This window comes from Rhodoferax sp. MLSD5-FHT05B10, from assembly GCF_058793415.1.
The window spans coordinates 72,991-86,466 of record NZ_JBXAFT010000009.1 but is presented as its reverse complement, the minus strand read 5'-3'; the positions used below and the strand labels follow the sequence as shown (position 1 = coordinate 86,466).

Sequence of the window (13,476 nt, the reverse complement as noted above, 5' to 3'; positions counted from 1 at the left end):
GTTGGGCCGCCTTGTTTCTGAGCCAACCCGGAGCCTCTACATGACCGCCGCCACGCAACCCGCCGCACCGTCTTCACCCCACGTGATGAACACCTATGGCCGCCTGCCCATTGCCTTCACGCATGGTCAGGGTTGCCGCGTCTGGGACACCCATGGCCGCGCCTACCTGGATGCGCTCGGCGGCATTGCCGTCAACACCGTGGGGCACAACCACCCCAAGCTGGTGGCCGCCCTGCAGGACCAGGTGACCAAGCTCATCCACACCTCCAACTACTACCACGTCACCCTGCAGGAAGAACTCGCCAAGCTGCTGGTCGAGCGCTCGGGCATGAGCAATGTGTTCTTCTGCTCCACGGGCCTGGAGGCCAACGAGGCCGCGCTCAAGCTGGCACGCAAGTTCGGCCACGACAAGGGCATTGAGCGCCCCGAGATCGTGGTCTACGAGAAGGCCTTCCATGGCCGCTCCATTGCCACACTGAGCGCCACCGGCAACCCCAAGGTGCAGGCTGGCTTCGGCCCGCTGGTGGAAGGCTTCATCCGCGTGCCCATCAACAACATCGAACAGCTCAAGGCCGCCACCGAGGGCAACCCCAATGTGGTGGCCGTGTTCTTCGAAGCCATCCAGGGCGAAGGCGGCATCAACCCCATGCACATGGACTACCTGCGCGACGTGCGCGCCCTGTGCAATGAGCGCGACTGGCTGCTGATGATCGACGAAGTGCAGTGCGGCATGGGCCGCACCGGCAAGTGGTTCGCCCACCAGTGGGCCGGCATCCAGCCCGACGTCATGCCCCTGGCCAAGGGCCTGGGTTCGGGCGTGCCGGTGGGCGCGGTGGTGGCCGGCCCCAAGGCCGCCGGCATCTTTGCACCCGGCAACCACGGCAGTACCTTTGGCGGCAACCCGCTGGCCATGCGCGCTGGCGTGGAAACCATCCGCATCATGGAAGAGCAGAAGCTGCTGGCCAATGCGGCCACGGTGGGCGCCCACCTGAAAGCGGCGCTGGAAAAGGCCCTGGCGGCCGAACTGGCCAGCGGTGCCGTAAAGGAAGTCCGCGGCCAGGGACTGATGCTGGGCGTGGACCTGTCCAAGCCCTGCGCCGCGCTGGTGCAGGAATGCGCCGACCACGGCCTGCTGATCAGCGTGACGGCCGAGACCGTGGTCCGTCTGGTGCCCTCCCTGATCCTGACCACCGCCGAAGCCGACGAAATCGTGGCCATCCTGTGTCCCCTGATCAAGAAGCTGCTCCAGGCCTGAGCGCGTGTCCCAACCGATTGCCCGCCACACCCCATGAAACACTACCTGCAATTCAGTGACCTCAGCGCCGACGAATACGCCTACCTGTTTGAGCGGGCGGCTCTGATCAAGAAGAAATTCAAGTCCTACGAAAAGCACCACCCGCTGGTGGACCGCACGCTGGCCATGATTTTCGAGAAGGCCTCCACCCGCACCCGCGTGAGCTTCGAGGCCGGCATGTACCAGATGGGCGGCAGCGTGGTGCACCTCACCACAGGTGACAGCCAGCTGGGCCGCGCCGAGCCGATTGAAGACAGCGCCAAGGTCATCAGCCGCATGACCGACCTGGTGATGATCCGTACCTTCGAGCAGACCAAGATCGAGCGCTTTGCCGCCCACTCGCGTGTACCGGTCATCAACGGCCTGACCAACGAATTCCACCCCTGCCAGATCCTGGCCGACATCTTCACCTACATCGAACACCGCGGCTCCATCCAGGGCAAGACCGTGGCCTGGGTGGGCGACGGCAACAACATGGCCAACACCTGGCTGCAGGCCGCCGCCCTGCTGGGTTTCCATCTGCGCGTGAGCACCCCCAACGGCTATGAACTGGACGAGAAAGTGGCCACCACACCAAACGGAATGGGCGCAGGTAGCTATGAAACTTATAGCAACCCGATGGACGCCTGTGCCGGCGCCGACCTGGTGACCACCGATGTCTGGACCAGCATGGGCTACGAAGCCGAGAACGAAGCGCGGCGCAAGGCCTTTGCCGCCTGGTGCGTGGACACCCGCATGATGGCGGCCGCGCAGCCCGATGCCCTGTTCATGCACTGCCTGCCCGCACACCGGGGTGAAGAGGTACAGGCCGAGGTCATCGACGGGCCCCAGTCCGTGGTGTGGGATGAAGCAGAAAACCGCATGCACGTGCAGAAGGCCCTGATGGAATACCTGCTGCTGGGCCGCCAGAGCTGAGGACACCTGCGCGTGAGTGCCTGCACCACCTGTGGCGCCTGCTGCGCCTGCTTCCGCGTGGACTTTGCGGTCTACGAACTCGACGACATGGGCGGGCGCGTGCCCAGCGGGCTGGCGGTGGAAGTCAACGGCAGCACGGCCCGCATGCGGGGGACCGACCACGTTCCCATCCGCTGCGCGGCGCTCACCGGCAAGGTGGGTGAAGCGGTAGGCTGCGGCATCTACGAATGGCGGCCCTCCCCGTGCCGCGAATTCGAGGAAGGCTCCGACGCCTGCCACCGGGCCCGCAGCCGGCATGGCCTGGAGCCGCTGAACGCGGCCGCCGGCTGACTCACTCCCGCAGCTTGCGGTACAGCGTGTTGCGGCTGATGCCCAGGCGGCGCGCTGCCTCCGACAGGTTACCCTCGCAGTCCGCGACCATACGGCCTATGGTCTGACGCGACAGGGTACGCAGATCCAGTAGCGCCTCGTCCGCCAGCGCCCCGTTGACAGCCAGCGGCGACACTGGGGTTTTCAGTGCGCGCACCAGGTCGTCGGGCAACTGCTCCCAGCCAATCACCCCCTCGTGGGCATCCAGCAAGGCGCAGGCGGTACGCAGGGCATTGACCAGCTGGCGGATGTTGCCCGGCCAGCGGTAGCCGCGCAGGGCCTGCAGCACGTCCGGCGCCACGGCCACGTTGCGATCCGGCAGCAGCGTCTGCAGGGTCCGTGCCAGCAGATGGTCCAGGTCGGTGCGATCCCGCAGGGCCGGCAGCAGCAGGGTCAGGCCGTTCAGGCGGTAATACAAGTCCTCCCGGAAACGCCCGCTGGCCAGTTCCGCGGGCAAGTCGCGGTGGGTGGCGCATATGAGGCAGAAGTCCACCGCCACCGGCTTGCCGCCACCCAGCGGCACCACCTCGCGCTCCTGCAGCACCCGCAGCAGGCGTGCCTGCAGGGCCAGCGGCATGTCGCCAATCTCGTCCAGGAACAGCGTGCCGCCATGCGTTTCGCGGATGCGCCCCGGCGCGCCTTCGCGCCGCGCCCCCGTGAAGGCGCCGCCCTGGTAGCCAAACAGCTCGGCCTCGATCAGGTTCTCCGGCAGGGCCGCGCAGTTCACGGCCACAAAGGCCTGCCCCCGGCGCGCGCTGCTTTCGTGCACCGCGCGGGCAAACAGCTCCTTGCCCACGCCCGACTCGCCCTGCAGGAGCAGCGCGATGGGCTTGTCCATGACCTTGCGGGCCCGTGCAATGGCGGCCTGCAGCACCACGTCCCCCGTGTCCAGGCTGGCCAGGGCATCGGCCGGCTGCTCCCGTGACGGCACACCCGCCACCGTGCGCTCCCGGTGGCGATCCGGGTGCAGGGAGCTGGTCAGGCAACCGGCCTCCACCCGCACCCAGACGGCGCGCCCGGACGCCGTGTGCACCACGTGCGGCGTGGAACTGGCACGCTGGGACCAGTCCAGCAAACGGTCCAGCGACTCGGCCAGCACCTGACCCAGCCGCACCGCGGGCAGGCCGGGCCAGTCCAGGCCCAGCAGATCCAGCGCAGCGGCATTGGCGCCAGCCAGGGAACCGTCCTCGCGCACGGCCAGCAGGCCTTCGGCCACCGTGCCAATGCCTTCGGGCTGGACATGGAAACGCAGCCGCAGGCCGCGCCACTGGCGCGGGTCGTGGCGGGTGTCAAACAGGCGGTGCTCGATCATGCGGGCGGCCGAACGCACCAGGCCCAGGGTGTGGCGGTGGTAACCACGGTGGTCGCCCGAAACGTCCAGCGCCCCCAGCAGGCAGCCATGGGAGTCGTGAATGGGCACGGCAGCGCAGGTCAGGAAGCCGTTGCGCTCCAGATAATGCTCGTCGGCATGCACCACCACCGCCCGGTCATCAGTCAGCGCTGTGCCGATGGCATTGGTGCCCCGGTACTGCTCGTGCCAGCTCGCGCCCGGGCGCAGGGCCACCCGCTCGGCACGGCCAATGAATTGCGGGTCGCCAAACGTATGCAGCAGCATGCCGTCAGCGCCGGCCAAGATGCCCATGCTATCGGTGTCACGGGTTTGCTCGTACAGGAATTCCATCACCGGCCGGGCATGGGCCACCAGCTCGCGCTGGCGCTCCAGCTCCCGCGCCAGCTGGGCCGCCGACGCATTGGGCGCGCCCGGCATGCGGCCGCAGGGCTGCAGGCCCGCCTGCCAGCTGCGCAGCCAGGAGCGCGCCAGCTCCGGCGCGATGAGATCCGGTGGCAGGCTGCCACGGTTCATCAACTGACGGCGTGCTTCGCGCAGCACACTGGGCACCGGTCGTTCCTGCAGGGCGTTGGATGGCATGGCCGTTTGTCTCCTGATGATTCGGGGGCACGGGATGGGTGCACCATCTCCAGCCTTGCCGCTACGGCTGCGGCGGCAAGTCTTGCATTGTGCGCCTGTGACGCACGCTGTTTCAACCAGAAATGCCACCCGACTGTTCCGTTTTGACACAACCTGTCCCGTGCGTTGGCACACCTGGCGCACCGCCCTGCCCGCGCCCCACCCCGCAGACGGGGCATTTGAGCCCGGTTTACGGGATTTCCGGTTGAAAGGCGCGGCTGGCACAGCTCCTGCAAACAGGTGCCGGCGGAGCAGCCGTACCACCCGGTACGCGGCTTCCCATTGAAACCAACAACTGACTGGAGACAACCCATGCTGTACGCACCCCCCGGCACCGCCGGCGCCAAAGTCGCTTTCAAGACCCGCTACGACAATTTCATCGGCGGCAAGTTCGTCGCCCCCGTGCGCGGCGAGTACTTTGACGTGGTGACCCCCATCACCGGCAAGCCCTACACCCAAGCCGCCCGCTCCACCGCGGAAGACATCGAGCGGGCGCTGGACGCGGCCCATGCCGCCTCGGCCCAGTGGGGCAAGACGCCGGCCGCCGAGCGGGCCAACATCCTGCTCAAGATTGCCGACCGCATTGAAGCCAACCTGGAAGCCCTGGCCTACGCCGAGACCGTGGACAACGGCAAGGCCATCCGCGAGACGCTCAACGCCGACATTCCCCTCACCGTGGACCATTTCCGCTACTTTGCCGGCTGCCTGCGTGCGCAGGAAGGCAGCCTGAGCGAGATCGACGGCGACACCATCGCCTACCACTTCCATGAACCCCTGGGCGTGGTCGGCCAGATCATTCCCTGGAACTTCCCCATCCTGATGGCGGCCTGGAAACTGGCCCCCGCACTGGCCGCCGGCAACTGCGTGGTGCTCAAGCCCGCCGAGTCCACCCCCATCTCCATCCTGGTGCTGGCAGAGCTAATTGCCGACCTGCTGCCCGCCGGCGTGCTCAACATCGTCAACGGCTTTGGCCGCGAAGCCGGCATGCCACTGGCCAGCAGCAAGCGCATTGCCAAGATTGCCTTCACCGGCTCCACCGCCACGGGGCGCGTGATTGCCCAGGCCGCAGCCAACAACCTGATTCCCGCCACGCTGGAGCTCGGCGGCAAGTCGCCCAACATCTTCTTTGCCGACATCATGGAGAAGGACGACGACTTCCTCGACAAGGCCATTGAAGGCATGGTGCTGTTTGCCTTCAACCAGGGCGAGGTCTGCACCTGCCCGTCGCGCGCACTGATCCAGGAATCCATCTACGACAAGTTCATGGAACGCGTGCTGGCCCGCGTCAAGGCCATCAAGCAGGGCAGCCCGCTGGACACCGACAGCATGATGGGCGCGCAGGCCTCCCAGGTACAGATGGACAAGATCCAGTCCTACCTGAAGCTGGGCAAGGAAGAAGGCGCGCAGGTGCTCATCGGCGGCGACCGCGCCCAGCTGCCGGGCGATCTGGCGGGGGGCTACTACATCCAGCCCACCCTGTTCAAGGGCCACAACAAGATGCGCATCTTCCAGGAAGAAATCTTCGGCCCGGTGCTGGCGGTAACGACCTTCAAGGACGAGGCCGAAGCCCTGGCCATTGCCAACGACACGCCCTATGGCCTGGGTGCCGGCGTGTGGTCGCGCAACGGTGCCACCGCCTACCGCATGGGCCGCGCCATCCAGGCCGGCCGCGTCTGGACCAACTGCTACCACGCCTACCCAGCCCATGCCACTTTCGGCGGCTACAAGGAGTCGGGCATCGGCCGTGAAACGCACAAGGTCATGCTCGACCACTACCAGCAGACCAAGAACCTGCTGGTGAGCTACAGCCCCAAGGCACTGGGCTTCTTCTAATCACCCCCCTGGGTGAATGCACACGAGGGCGGCCAGCGGCCGCCCTCTGCGCTGGCGCACCCAATGCCACAAGGAGAATGCCATGGTTGAACGCGTCATCGCCACCGAGACGGCACAGACCCTGATCGCACGCCTGCAGGCGCGGCACGGCGAGCAGCTGATGTTCTTCCAGTCGGGCGGCTGCTGTGACGGCAGTGCCCCCATGTGCTACCTGGTGGGCGAATTGACGACCGGTCCCCACGACCGGCTGCTGGGCCACATCGGTGGCTGTCCGTTCTACATCAGCGCGTCGCAGTACGCCTATTGGCAGCACACTCAGCTGGTCATCGACGTCGTTGCCGGCCATAGCGACAATTTTTCGCTGGAAGGCTCCGAAGGGGTGAGCTTCATCACCCGCTCACGCCTGTTTACCGACGCCGAATACGCGGCCCTGGCACCGCTGGACTGACACGTCGGCCATTTCCGTTTCCTGTTGGGAATTACCGACACCAAACCGGGTGCAGCGGTGGTAAGTTTCCCGACCATGATCACCTTGCTAGACTGCCTGGCCCGCGACGCGGCCGACCCGCTGCGCACCCTGCGCGAGCTGTTTTCCGTTCCCCCTGGCGTCATCTACCTGGACGGCAATTCGCTGGGTGCCATGCCCAAGGCCGCCCCCGCCCGCGCGGCGGAAGTGGTCACCCGGGAATGGGGACACGACCTGATCCGGTCGTGGAACACGGCCGGCTGGCACAGCCTGCCCCAGCGCCTGGGCAACCAGCTCGCGCCCCTGATCGGAGCCGCAGCAGACGAGGTGGTGGTCACCGACAGCACCTCCATCAACCTGTTCAAGGTGCTGTCCGCCGCGCTGTCCATGGCAGCGCAGGACACGCCGCAGCGCAAGCTGGTGGTGAGCGAGCGCAGCAACTTCCCCACCGACCTGTACATTGCCGAAGGCCTGTGCCGCGAGCGCGGCTACACCCTGCAGCTGGTGGAGTCCGACGAGATCGCCGCCGCGCTGACACCCCAGGTGGCCGTGCTGGTGCTCACCCATGTGAACTACCGCACCGGCGCCATGCACGACATGGCCGGCGTCACCGCGGCGGCCCATGCGGCCGGGGCGCGGGTGGTCTGGGACCTGGCGCACAGCGCAGGCGCCGTGCCGGTCGACCTGCAGGGCGCCAACGCCGACTTCGCCGTTGGCTGCGGCTACAAATACCTCAACGGCGGCCCAGGCGCTCCGGCCTTCGTCTGGGTTCACCCCCGCCACACCGACCGCTTCTGGCAACCGCTCTGTGGCTGGTGGGGCCATGCGGCACCGTTTGCCTTCACGCCCGGTTATGAGCCGGCCACCGGCATCACCCGCTACCTGTGCGGGACCCCGCCCATCGTGAGCCTGTCCCTGCTGGAATGCGGCCTGGACGCCTTTGCCGCGGCGCAGCCACTGGGCGGCATGGCGGCCTTGCGCGCCAAGTCACTGGCGCTGACCGACCTCTTCATGGCGCTGGTGGAGCAGCGCTGCGCCGGCCATGGTCTGGGTCTGGCCACCCCGCGGGCGCACCACCAGCGCGGCTCACAGGTGAGCCTGACGCGCGAATCGGCAAACGGCGAGTCCGGCGCCTTTGCCATCGTGCAAGCGCTGATTGCACGGGGCGTGGTGGGTGATTTTCGCGCCGGCGACGGCCACCGCCACCCCGACATCCTGCGCTTTGGCTTCACGCCGCTGTACCTCGGCTTTGCCGATGTGTGGACCGCTGTGGACCAGCTGCACCAGGTGCTGCACAGCGGGGAATGGCAGGCCGCGCAGTTCCGCCAGCAGCACGCGGTGACCTGAGTGGTACCCGCCTTTCCATCGGGGGAGTGGCCCTGCCCCATCGGATAAAATGGGGCTCGCCCTTGATTCGCAGTTCCCTCGGTTCCTTTTGGCAGCCCCCTGGCCTGCCTCCCACGGGACGACCCGGCTGGCTGGCCGCTCCATCCCCTGTCCCCTCCATCCACTCCCAACAGCAATGAACGTGAACAACCTCTCCATTGGCAAACGACTGGGTCTGGGCTTTGGCCTGCTGATCCTCCTGATCATCACGGCCAACGCCATTGCCGTGCTGCGCCTGAACCAGGTGGGCGAAATCACCACGCGCACGGTCGAGAAGGACTGGGTCAAAGCCGAAGCCGCCAGCGTGATCAATGCCACCACACGGGCCAACGCCCGGCGCACCATGGAACTGCTGATCGTCACCGATCCCCAGCAACTGGCCCGGATCAAGGACGAGATCAACACCAACAAGAAAACCATCGACGACGCGCTGGCCACACTGGAGCAGATGGTGTACCTGCCCCAGGGCCGGGCCTTGCTGGCCACCATCAAGGAAAAGCGCGGTCTGTATGTTGCCTCCTTCACCAAGGTCCGCCAGCTGGTCGAACAGGGACAGCACGATGAGGCCGTGCAGGTCATGAACACCGAGACCCTGCCCGCCATTGACGCCTTGCAGGAACCCATTGCCGCCCTGAGCAGCCTGCAGAAAGAGATCGTGCTGGCCAGCAGTGCCGAGGCCAGCCAGAGCATTGCGTCCGGACGCACGCTGATGCTGGTGCTGGGCTTTCTGGCCACCGTGCTGGGGGTATTTGCCGCACACGCGATCACCCGCTCCATCATCCGCCCGATGCAGCAGGCCGTCCAGGTGGCCCGGGCCGTTGCCGACGGCAACCTGGGAAGTCACATCCAGATCCGGACCCAGGATGAAACGGGGCAACTGCTGCATGCCCTGCAGGACATGAACACCAGTCTGGTCCACATCGTCTCCAACGTACGCAACGGCACGGCCGCAATGGCCAACGCCACCAGCGAGATTGCCGCCGGCAACCAGGACCTGTCGCAGCGCACCGAGGAACAGGCCGCCGCACTGGAGCAGACCACCGCCTCGCTGGGGGAGCTCACCGACACCGTAAAGCAGAACTACGCCAGCGGGCGGCAGGCCAATGAAATGGCCAGTGCCGCCTCCGAAGTGGCGATCAAGGGCGGCACCGTGGTCGGCCAGCTGGTGCAGACCATGGAAGACATCAACACCTCCTCGGCCAGAATCGCCGACATCATCGGCGTCATTGACGGCATTGCCTTCCAGACCAACATCCTGGCCCTGAACGCCGCCGTGGAAGCGGCGCGCGCGGGTGAGCAGGGCCGCGGCTTCGCCGTCGTGGCCAGCGAAGTGCGCAGCCTGGCCGGCCGCTCGGCCACGGCCGCCAAGGAAATCAAGCAGCTCATCGAGACCTCGGTGGCCAATGTGGTCGACGGCTGCAAGCTGGTGGAGCAGGCCGGCAGCACCATGGACGAAATCGTGGTGAGTGTGCGCCGGGTGTCCGACATCATGGGTGAAATGAGCACCGCCAGTCGCGACCAGTCTGCGGGCATCGACCAGATCAACCTCGCCATGGGGCAGATGGACCAGGTCACACAGGGCAACGCGGCGCTGGTGGAAGAGGCCGCCGCCGCCGCGCAGGCGCTGGCGCACCAGGCCCAGCAACTGGTGGCATCGGTCAGCGTCTTCAAGCTCGACCACACCAGCCATCTGCTGGCGCTGCCCTCCCCCACCGCCTGAACACCGCAGGAGAACCGCACCATGGCCTATTTCGAATGGGGTCCGGACCTCGTCATCGACAACGGGGCGCTGGACGAAGACCACCAGAAGCTGGTGGCGCTGGTCAACGAACTGCACACGGCGACCAGCCAGGGACTGGGGCACACCGTGGTCGCCAAGGTCCTGTCCGAAGTCGTGCTCTACACCCAGGAACACCTGGTGCGGGAAGAAGCCCTGATGGCAGCCATTGGTTTCCCGGGTCTGGCGGGCCACAAGCAGGTCCACGACCGGTTCATGGCCGACATGCGTGACCTGCAGCAGAAATATGCCAACGGCAGCATCACCGTGGCGTCCCAGCTGTCATCCAAGCTGCGCGACTGGCTGTCCATCCACATCCGCCGCTCCGACAAGGAGCTGGTCCCTTACGTGAAACCCAAACACCCGCGCCGGGCGGGCGCCGCCTAGCCGCCGGGTCAGGCGGCCGGTCCGCGGTACAGCCAGGGCACGTCCAGCAGCCGCTCGCCCAGCAGGCGCATGGACAGGTCGCGCCCCAAGCGCACCAGGCCGGAGGCGTGGAAAATCTCGCCGTTGCGGATGGACCGCGCTTGCACCCGCGCGTTGCGCTGCCAGCGCTGTTGCGCATAGAGTTGCAGGCGCTGCTCGAGCGGCCGCTCGGGCCCCGCCAGCACCTGCTGCAGGCAGGCCGCGTCTTCAATGGCCATGCCCGCACCCTGCGCCATGTAGGGCCGCATGGGATGCGCCGCATCGCCCAACAGCGCCACCCGCCCGCGGACCTGTTCATGGGCGCCCCGCATGGGCGCCCGGTCACACAGCGCCCACAGGCGCCAGAGATCGATGGCGCCCACCAGGTCCTTCAGCGGGGCACAGGTGTGCGCCATGGCGGCGCGCAGGTCCTCGGCATGGGTGGCATGGTCCCACTCCTCTTCGTTGCCGTTGATGCGCCCCTGCACAATGCCCACCACGTTCAGCCACTCGCCGCGGCGCACCGGGTACTGCACCACGTGCAAGCCCGGCCCCAGCCACACCGTCACATCCTGGCTGCGCAACCGTTCGGGCACGTCCCGCTGGGGCACCATGGCCCGGTAGGCCAGATGGCCCGTCACGCGGGGCGGGGCGTCGCCCAGCACCAGCTGGCGCACGTGGCTCCACAGGCCATCGGCCCCCACCAGGGCATCACCCTGCAGTTCCAGCCCGCCCAGGGTCTGCACACGCACCGCGTCCGGCTCCTGGACCAGGTTCTCCACCCATTGGTCCAGGAGCAACTGCACGTCCGTGCGCGGCCGCAGGGCCTTGAGCAGCACCTGGTGCAGGTCCGCGCGGTGGATGGTGGCGTACGGGGCGCCGTACAGCGCACGGGCCCGCTCCCCCAGGCGCAGGCGCCCGAGCTCGGCTCCGCTGGCGGCATCGCGCACCCGCAGCACCGCCGGAAACGCCGCCACCCGGCTCAACTCCTGGCCCAGCCCCCACCCATACAACACCCGCACCACGTTGGGGCCCATCTGGATGCCCGCCCCCACCTCGGTGAACGCGCCGGCACGCTCCAGCACCTGCACGGGCCAACCCGCCTGGCTGCAGGCCATGGCGGCTGCCAGCCCCCCAATGCCGCCGCCCGCTATCAAAATTTTTCGTGACATGGGGCAATTGTGCGGGAAATACCCGGTCAAACCCTTGACGTACGACAGGTTTGAATCAGCGCATGGCACCCGATGGCCCGGTGCGGGACAATAGAGGCCATGAGCCTCAAATCCCCTGAATTGCTGCTGCCCGCCGGGTCCCTGGACAAGATGCGTGCCGCCTACGACTTCGGCGCCGACGCGGTCTACGCCGGCCAGCCCCGCTACAGCCTGCGCGCGCGCAACAACGAGTTTCGCCTGGAGCAGATTGAAACCGGCATCCAGGAAGCGCACGCCCGGGGCAAGAAGTTTTTCCTGACCAGCAACCTGCTGCCACACAACGACAAGGTGCGCACCTACCTGCGCGACATCGAGCCGGTGATTGCCATGCGGCCCGACGGCATCATCATGGCCGACCCCGGCCTGATCATGATGGTGCGCGAAGGCATGGACAAAGGCAATTTCGCCGACGTGCCCATCCACCTCTCGGTGCAGGCCAATACCGTCAACTACATGGCGGTGAAGTTCTGGCAGAAGGTGGGCGTGACGCGCATCATCCTCTCGCGCGAACTCAGCCTGGACGAGATCGAGAAGATCCGCCAGGAATGCCCCGACATGGAGCTGGAGGTGTTCGTGCACGGCGCGCTGTGCATTGCCTACTCGGGCCGCTGCCTCTTGAGTGGCTACTTCAACCGGCGCGACCCCAACCAGGGCACCTGCACCAACGCCTGCCGCTGGAACTACGCCACCCAGCCCAGTGCCGTGGACCCCAATACCGGCGAGGCCATCGCCATCAAGATGGAAGCCGGCTTCAACTTCAACGAAGCCCAGCAGGAAGCCGAGCAGTCCTTCGCGGCCTGCGGCGGCAGCCCGCGCCACCCGGCCGCCGACCAGGTCTACCTGCTGGAGGAAGCCGGGCGCCCGGGGCAGCTCATGCCCATCATGGAAGACGAGCACGGCACCTACATCATGAACAGCAAGGACCTGCGCGCCGTGGAGCACGTGGAGCGCCTGGTGAAGATTGGCGTGGACTCGCTCAAGGTGGAAGGCCGCACCAAGAGCCTGTACTACGTGGCTCGCACCGCGCAGACCTACCGCCGCGCCATTGACGATGCGGTGGCCGGGCGGCCCTTCAACCCCCAGCTCATCACCGAGCTCGAAGGCCTGGCCAACCGCGGTTTCACCAGCGGCTTCCTGGAGCGCCGTCCGTCACAGGACTACCAGAACTACGAAACCGGCCACTCCGACATCGGCCACAGCCATTTCGTGGGCGAAGTGCGCGGGGTCACCGACGGCTGGGCCGAGGTCGAGGTGAAAAACAAGTTCCTGGTGGGCGACCAGATCGAGGTCATTCACCCCAGCGGCAACCACACCTTCACGCTGGAGCAGATGCGCAACCTGGATGGCGAAGCCATCACGGCGGCGCCCGGCAGCCCGCTGCAGGTGCGCATTCCGCTGGAAGCGCGCTTTGCGGGCGCCCTGCTGGCGCGCATGCTGCCGGCCTGAGGCCGGTCAGCCACGCGCTTGCTCACTTTTTGATAGCTACCCACGCAAGCTGCGCGGTGGCTGGATCAGTAAGTGATGCTCAAAGTGTCGGCATCCACATTGATCACCGGCTTGCCCAGCACCGCGCTGGCGGCATAGGCAAAGGCCTGGGCCCACTGGGCGTCGGCGAACTTGGCCGGGCCCGCGGCCTGGGCCACCACCACCACGCGGTCGGCCATCAGCAACTTGCCGGTGGCGCGCAGGGGCTCGCACTCCATTTCGGTGAACTGCTGGTCCAGCCACTGGCGCGCGGCATCGCGCTCCATGGCCTGCTCGGGGTTGATGGCCACCCGCACGGGTGCGGCGTTATTGAACTTGACGAAAACTTCACTGCGCATGGTTTACTCCTGATGACAGGATCATAGA

The 13,476-nt window shown here is 66.8% G+C and carries 12 protein-coding genes; 9 read left to right on the top strand and 3 right to left on the bottom strand.

The window, feature by feature from the left end:
* Window positions 1-40: 40 nt before the first annotated feature.
* Genes AC1Q5W_RS14325 through AC1Q5W_RS14315 form a run of 3 tightly spaced genes read left to right on the top strand, consistent with a single transcriptional unit; the run spans window position 41 to window position 2,539 of the window.
* Window positions 41-1,255, top strand: coding sequence for an aspartate aminotransferase family protein (locus tag AC1Q5W_RS14325; RefSeq protein WP_492643482.1), 1,215 nt, complete (start codon window positions 41-43; stop codon window positions 1,253-1,255).
* Window positions 1,256-1,288: 33 nt separating this feature from the next.
* A complete protein-coding gene (gene argF / locus AC1Q5W_RS14320) occupies window positions 1,289-2,209 on the top strand; it encodes an ornithine carbamoyltransferase (protein ID WP_492643483.1) in 921 nt (306 codons plus the stop codon).
* 12 nt (window positions 2,210-2,221) lie between these two features.
* Complete coding sequence (locus AC1Q5W_RS14315; protein WP_492643484.1) at window positions 2,222-2,539, top strand: YkgJ family cysteine cluster protein; 318 nt, start codon at window positions 2,222-2,224, stop codon at window positions 2,537-2,539.
* Between the two features lies 1 nt (window position 2,540).
* Here the strand turns inward: AC1Q5W_RS14315 and AC1Q5W_RS14310 are convergent, their stop codons facing one another.
* Window positions 2,541-4,508, bottom strand: coding sequence for a sigma-54-dependent Fis family transcriptional regulator (locus AC1Q5W_RS14310; protein WP_492643485.1), 1,968 nt, complete (start codon window positions 4,506-4,508; stop codon window positions 2,541-2,543).
* Window positions 4,509-4,859: 351 nt separating this feature from the next.
* Here AC1Q5W_RS14310 and adh point away from each other — a divergent pair, with 351 nt between their 5' ends.
* From adh to AC1Q5W_RS14285, 5 genes are all read left to right on the top strand, one after another.
* The gene (gene adh, locus AC1Q5W_RS14305) at window positions 4,860-6,380 is read left to right on the top strand and encodes an aldehyde dehydrogenase (protein ID WP_492643486.1); all 1,521 of its coding nucleotides are present in this window, start codon (window positions 4,860-4,862) and stop codon (window positions 6,378-6,380) included.
* 82 nt (window positions 6,381-6,462) lie between these two features.
* Window positions 6,463-6,828: a DUF779 domain-containing protein gene (locus AC1Q5W_RS14300; RefSeq protein ID WP_492643487.1), complete on the top strand. Its 366-nt coding sequence runs from the start codon at window positions 6,463-6,465 to the stop codon at window positions 6,826-6,828.
* A gap of 75 nt (window positions 6,829-6,903) precedes the next feature.
* The gene (kynU, locus tag AC1Q5W_RS14295; protein ID WP_492643488.1) at window positions 6,904-8,193 is read left to right on the top strand and encodes a kynureninase; all 1,290 of its coding nucleotides are present in this window, start codon (window positions 6,904-6,906) and stop codon (window positions 8,191-8,193) included.
* A gap of 175 nt (window positions 8,194-8,368) precedes the next feature.
* Window positions 8,369-9,952, top strand: a complete 1,584-nt coding sequence (locus AC1Q5W_RS14290; RefSeq protein WP_492643489.1) for a methyl-accepting chemotaxis protein — start codon at window positions 8,369-8,371, stop codon at window positions 9,950-9,952.
* Between the two features lie 21 nt (window positions 9,953-9,973).
* Window positions 9,974-10,396 carry a bacteriohemerythrin gene (locus tag AC1Q5W_RS14285; RefSeq protein ID WP_492643490.1) on the top strand — a complete coding sequence of 141 codons (423 nt, stop codon included), beginning with the start codon at window positions 9,974-9,976 and terminating at the stop codon, window positions 10,394-10,396.
* A gap of 8 nt (window positions 10,397-10,404) precedes the next feature.
* Here the strand turns inward: AC1Q5W_RS14285 and AC1Q5W_RS14280 are convergent, their stop codons facing one another.
* Complete coding sequence (locus tag AC1Q5W_RS14280; protein ID WP_492643491.1) at window positions 10,405-11,586, bottom strand: FAD-dependent monooxygenase; 1,182 nt, start codon at window positions 11,584-11,586, stop codon at window positions 10,405-10,407.
* A gap of 99 nt (window positions 11,587-11,685) precedes the next feature.
* Here AC1Q5W_RS14280 and trhP point away from each other — a divergent pair, with 99 nt between their 5' ends.
* Window positions 11,686-13,071, top strand: coding sequence for a prephenate-dependent tRNA uridine(34) hydroxylase TrhP (trhP, locus tag AC1Q5W_RS14275; RefSeq protein ID WP_492643492.1), 1,386 nt, complete (start codon window positions 11,686-11,688; stop codon window positions 13,069-13,071).
* A 65-nt stretch (window positions 13,072-13,136) separates the two neighbouring features.
* Here trhP and AC1Q5W_RS14270 read toward each other — a convergent pair whose 3' ends face one another.
* Window positions 13,137-13,448: a hypothetical protein gene (locus tag AC1Q5W_RS14270; RefSeq protein ID WP_492643493.1), complete on the bottom strand. Its 312-nt coding sequence runs from the start codon at window positions 13,446-13,448 to the stop codon at window positions 13,137-13,139.
* Window positions 13,449-13,476: the final 28 nt, after the last annotated feature.

Excerpts from the sequence above, each read along its gene's own strand:
- AC1Q5W_RS14325 (WP_492643482.1), top strand. The coding sequence starts at position 41 with ATGACCGCCGCCACGCAACCCGCCGCACCGTCTTCACCCCACGTGATG.
- argF (WP_492643483.1), top strand. The coding sequence starts at position 1,289 with ATGAAACACTACCTGCAATTCAGTGACCTCAGCGCCGACGAATACGCC.
- AC1Q5W_RS14310 (WP_492643485.1), bottom strand. The coding sequence starts at position 4,508 with ATGCCATCCAACGCCCTGCAGGAACGACCGGTGCCCAGTGTGCTGCGC.
- adh (WP_492643486.1), top strand. The coding sequence starts at position 4,860 with ATGCTGTACGCACCCCCCGGCACCGCCGGCGCCAAAGTCGCTTTCAAG.
- AC1Q5W_RS14300 (WP_492643487.1), top strand. The coding sequence starts at position 6,463 with ATGGTTGAACGCGTCATCGCCACCGAGACGGCACAGACCCTGATCGCA.
- kynU (WP_492643488.1), top strand. The coding sequence starts at position 6,904 with ATGATCACCTTGCTAGACTGCCTGGCCCGCGACGCGGCCGACCCGCTG.
- AC1Q5W_RS14290 (WP_492643489.1), top strand. The coding sequence starts at position 8,369 with ATGAACGTGAACAACCTCTCCATTGGCAAACGACTGGGTCTGGGCTTT.
- AC1Q5W_RS14285 (WP_492643490.1), top strand. The coding sequence starts at position 9,974 with ATGGCCTATTTCGAATGGGGTCCGGACCTCGTCATCGACAACGGGGCG.
- AC1Q5W_RS14280 (WP_492643491.1), bottom strand. The coding sequence starts at position 11,586 with ATGTCACGAAAAATTTTGATAGCGGGCGGCGGCATTGGGGGGCTGGCA.
- trhP (WP_492643492.1), top strand. The coding sequence starts at position 11,686 with ATGAGCCTCAAATCCCCTGAATTGCTGCTGCCCGCCGGGTCCCTGGAC.
- AC1Q5W_RS14270 (WP_492643493.1), bottom strand. The coding sequence starts at position 13,448 with ATGCGCAGTGAAGTTTTCGTCAAGTTCAATAACGCCGCACCCGTGCGG.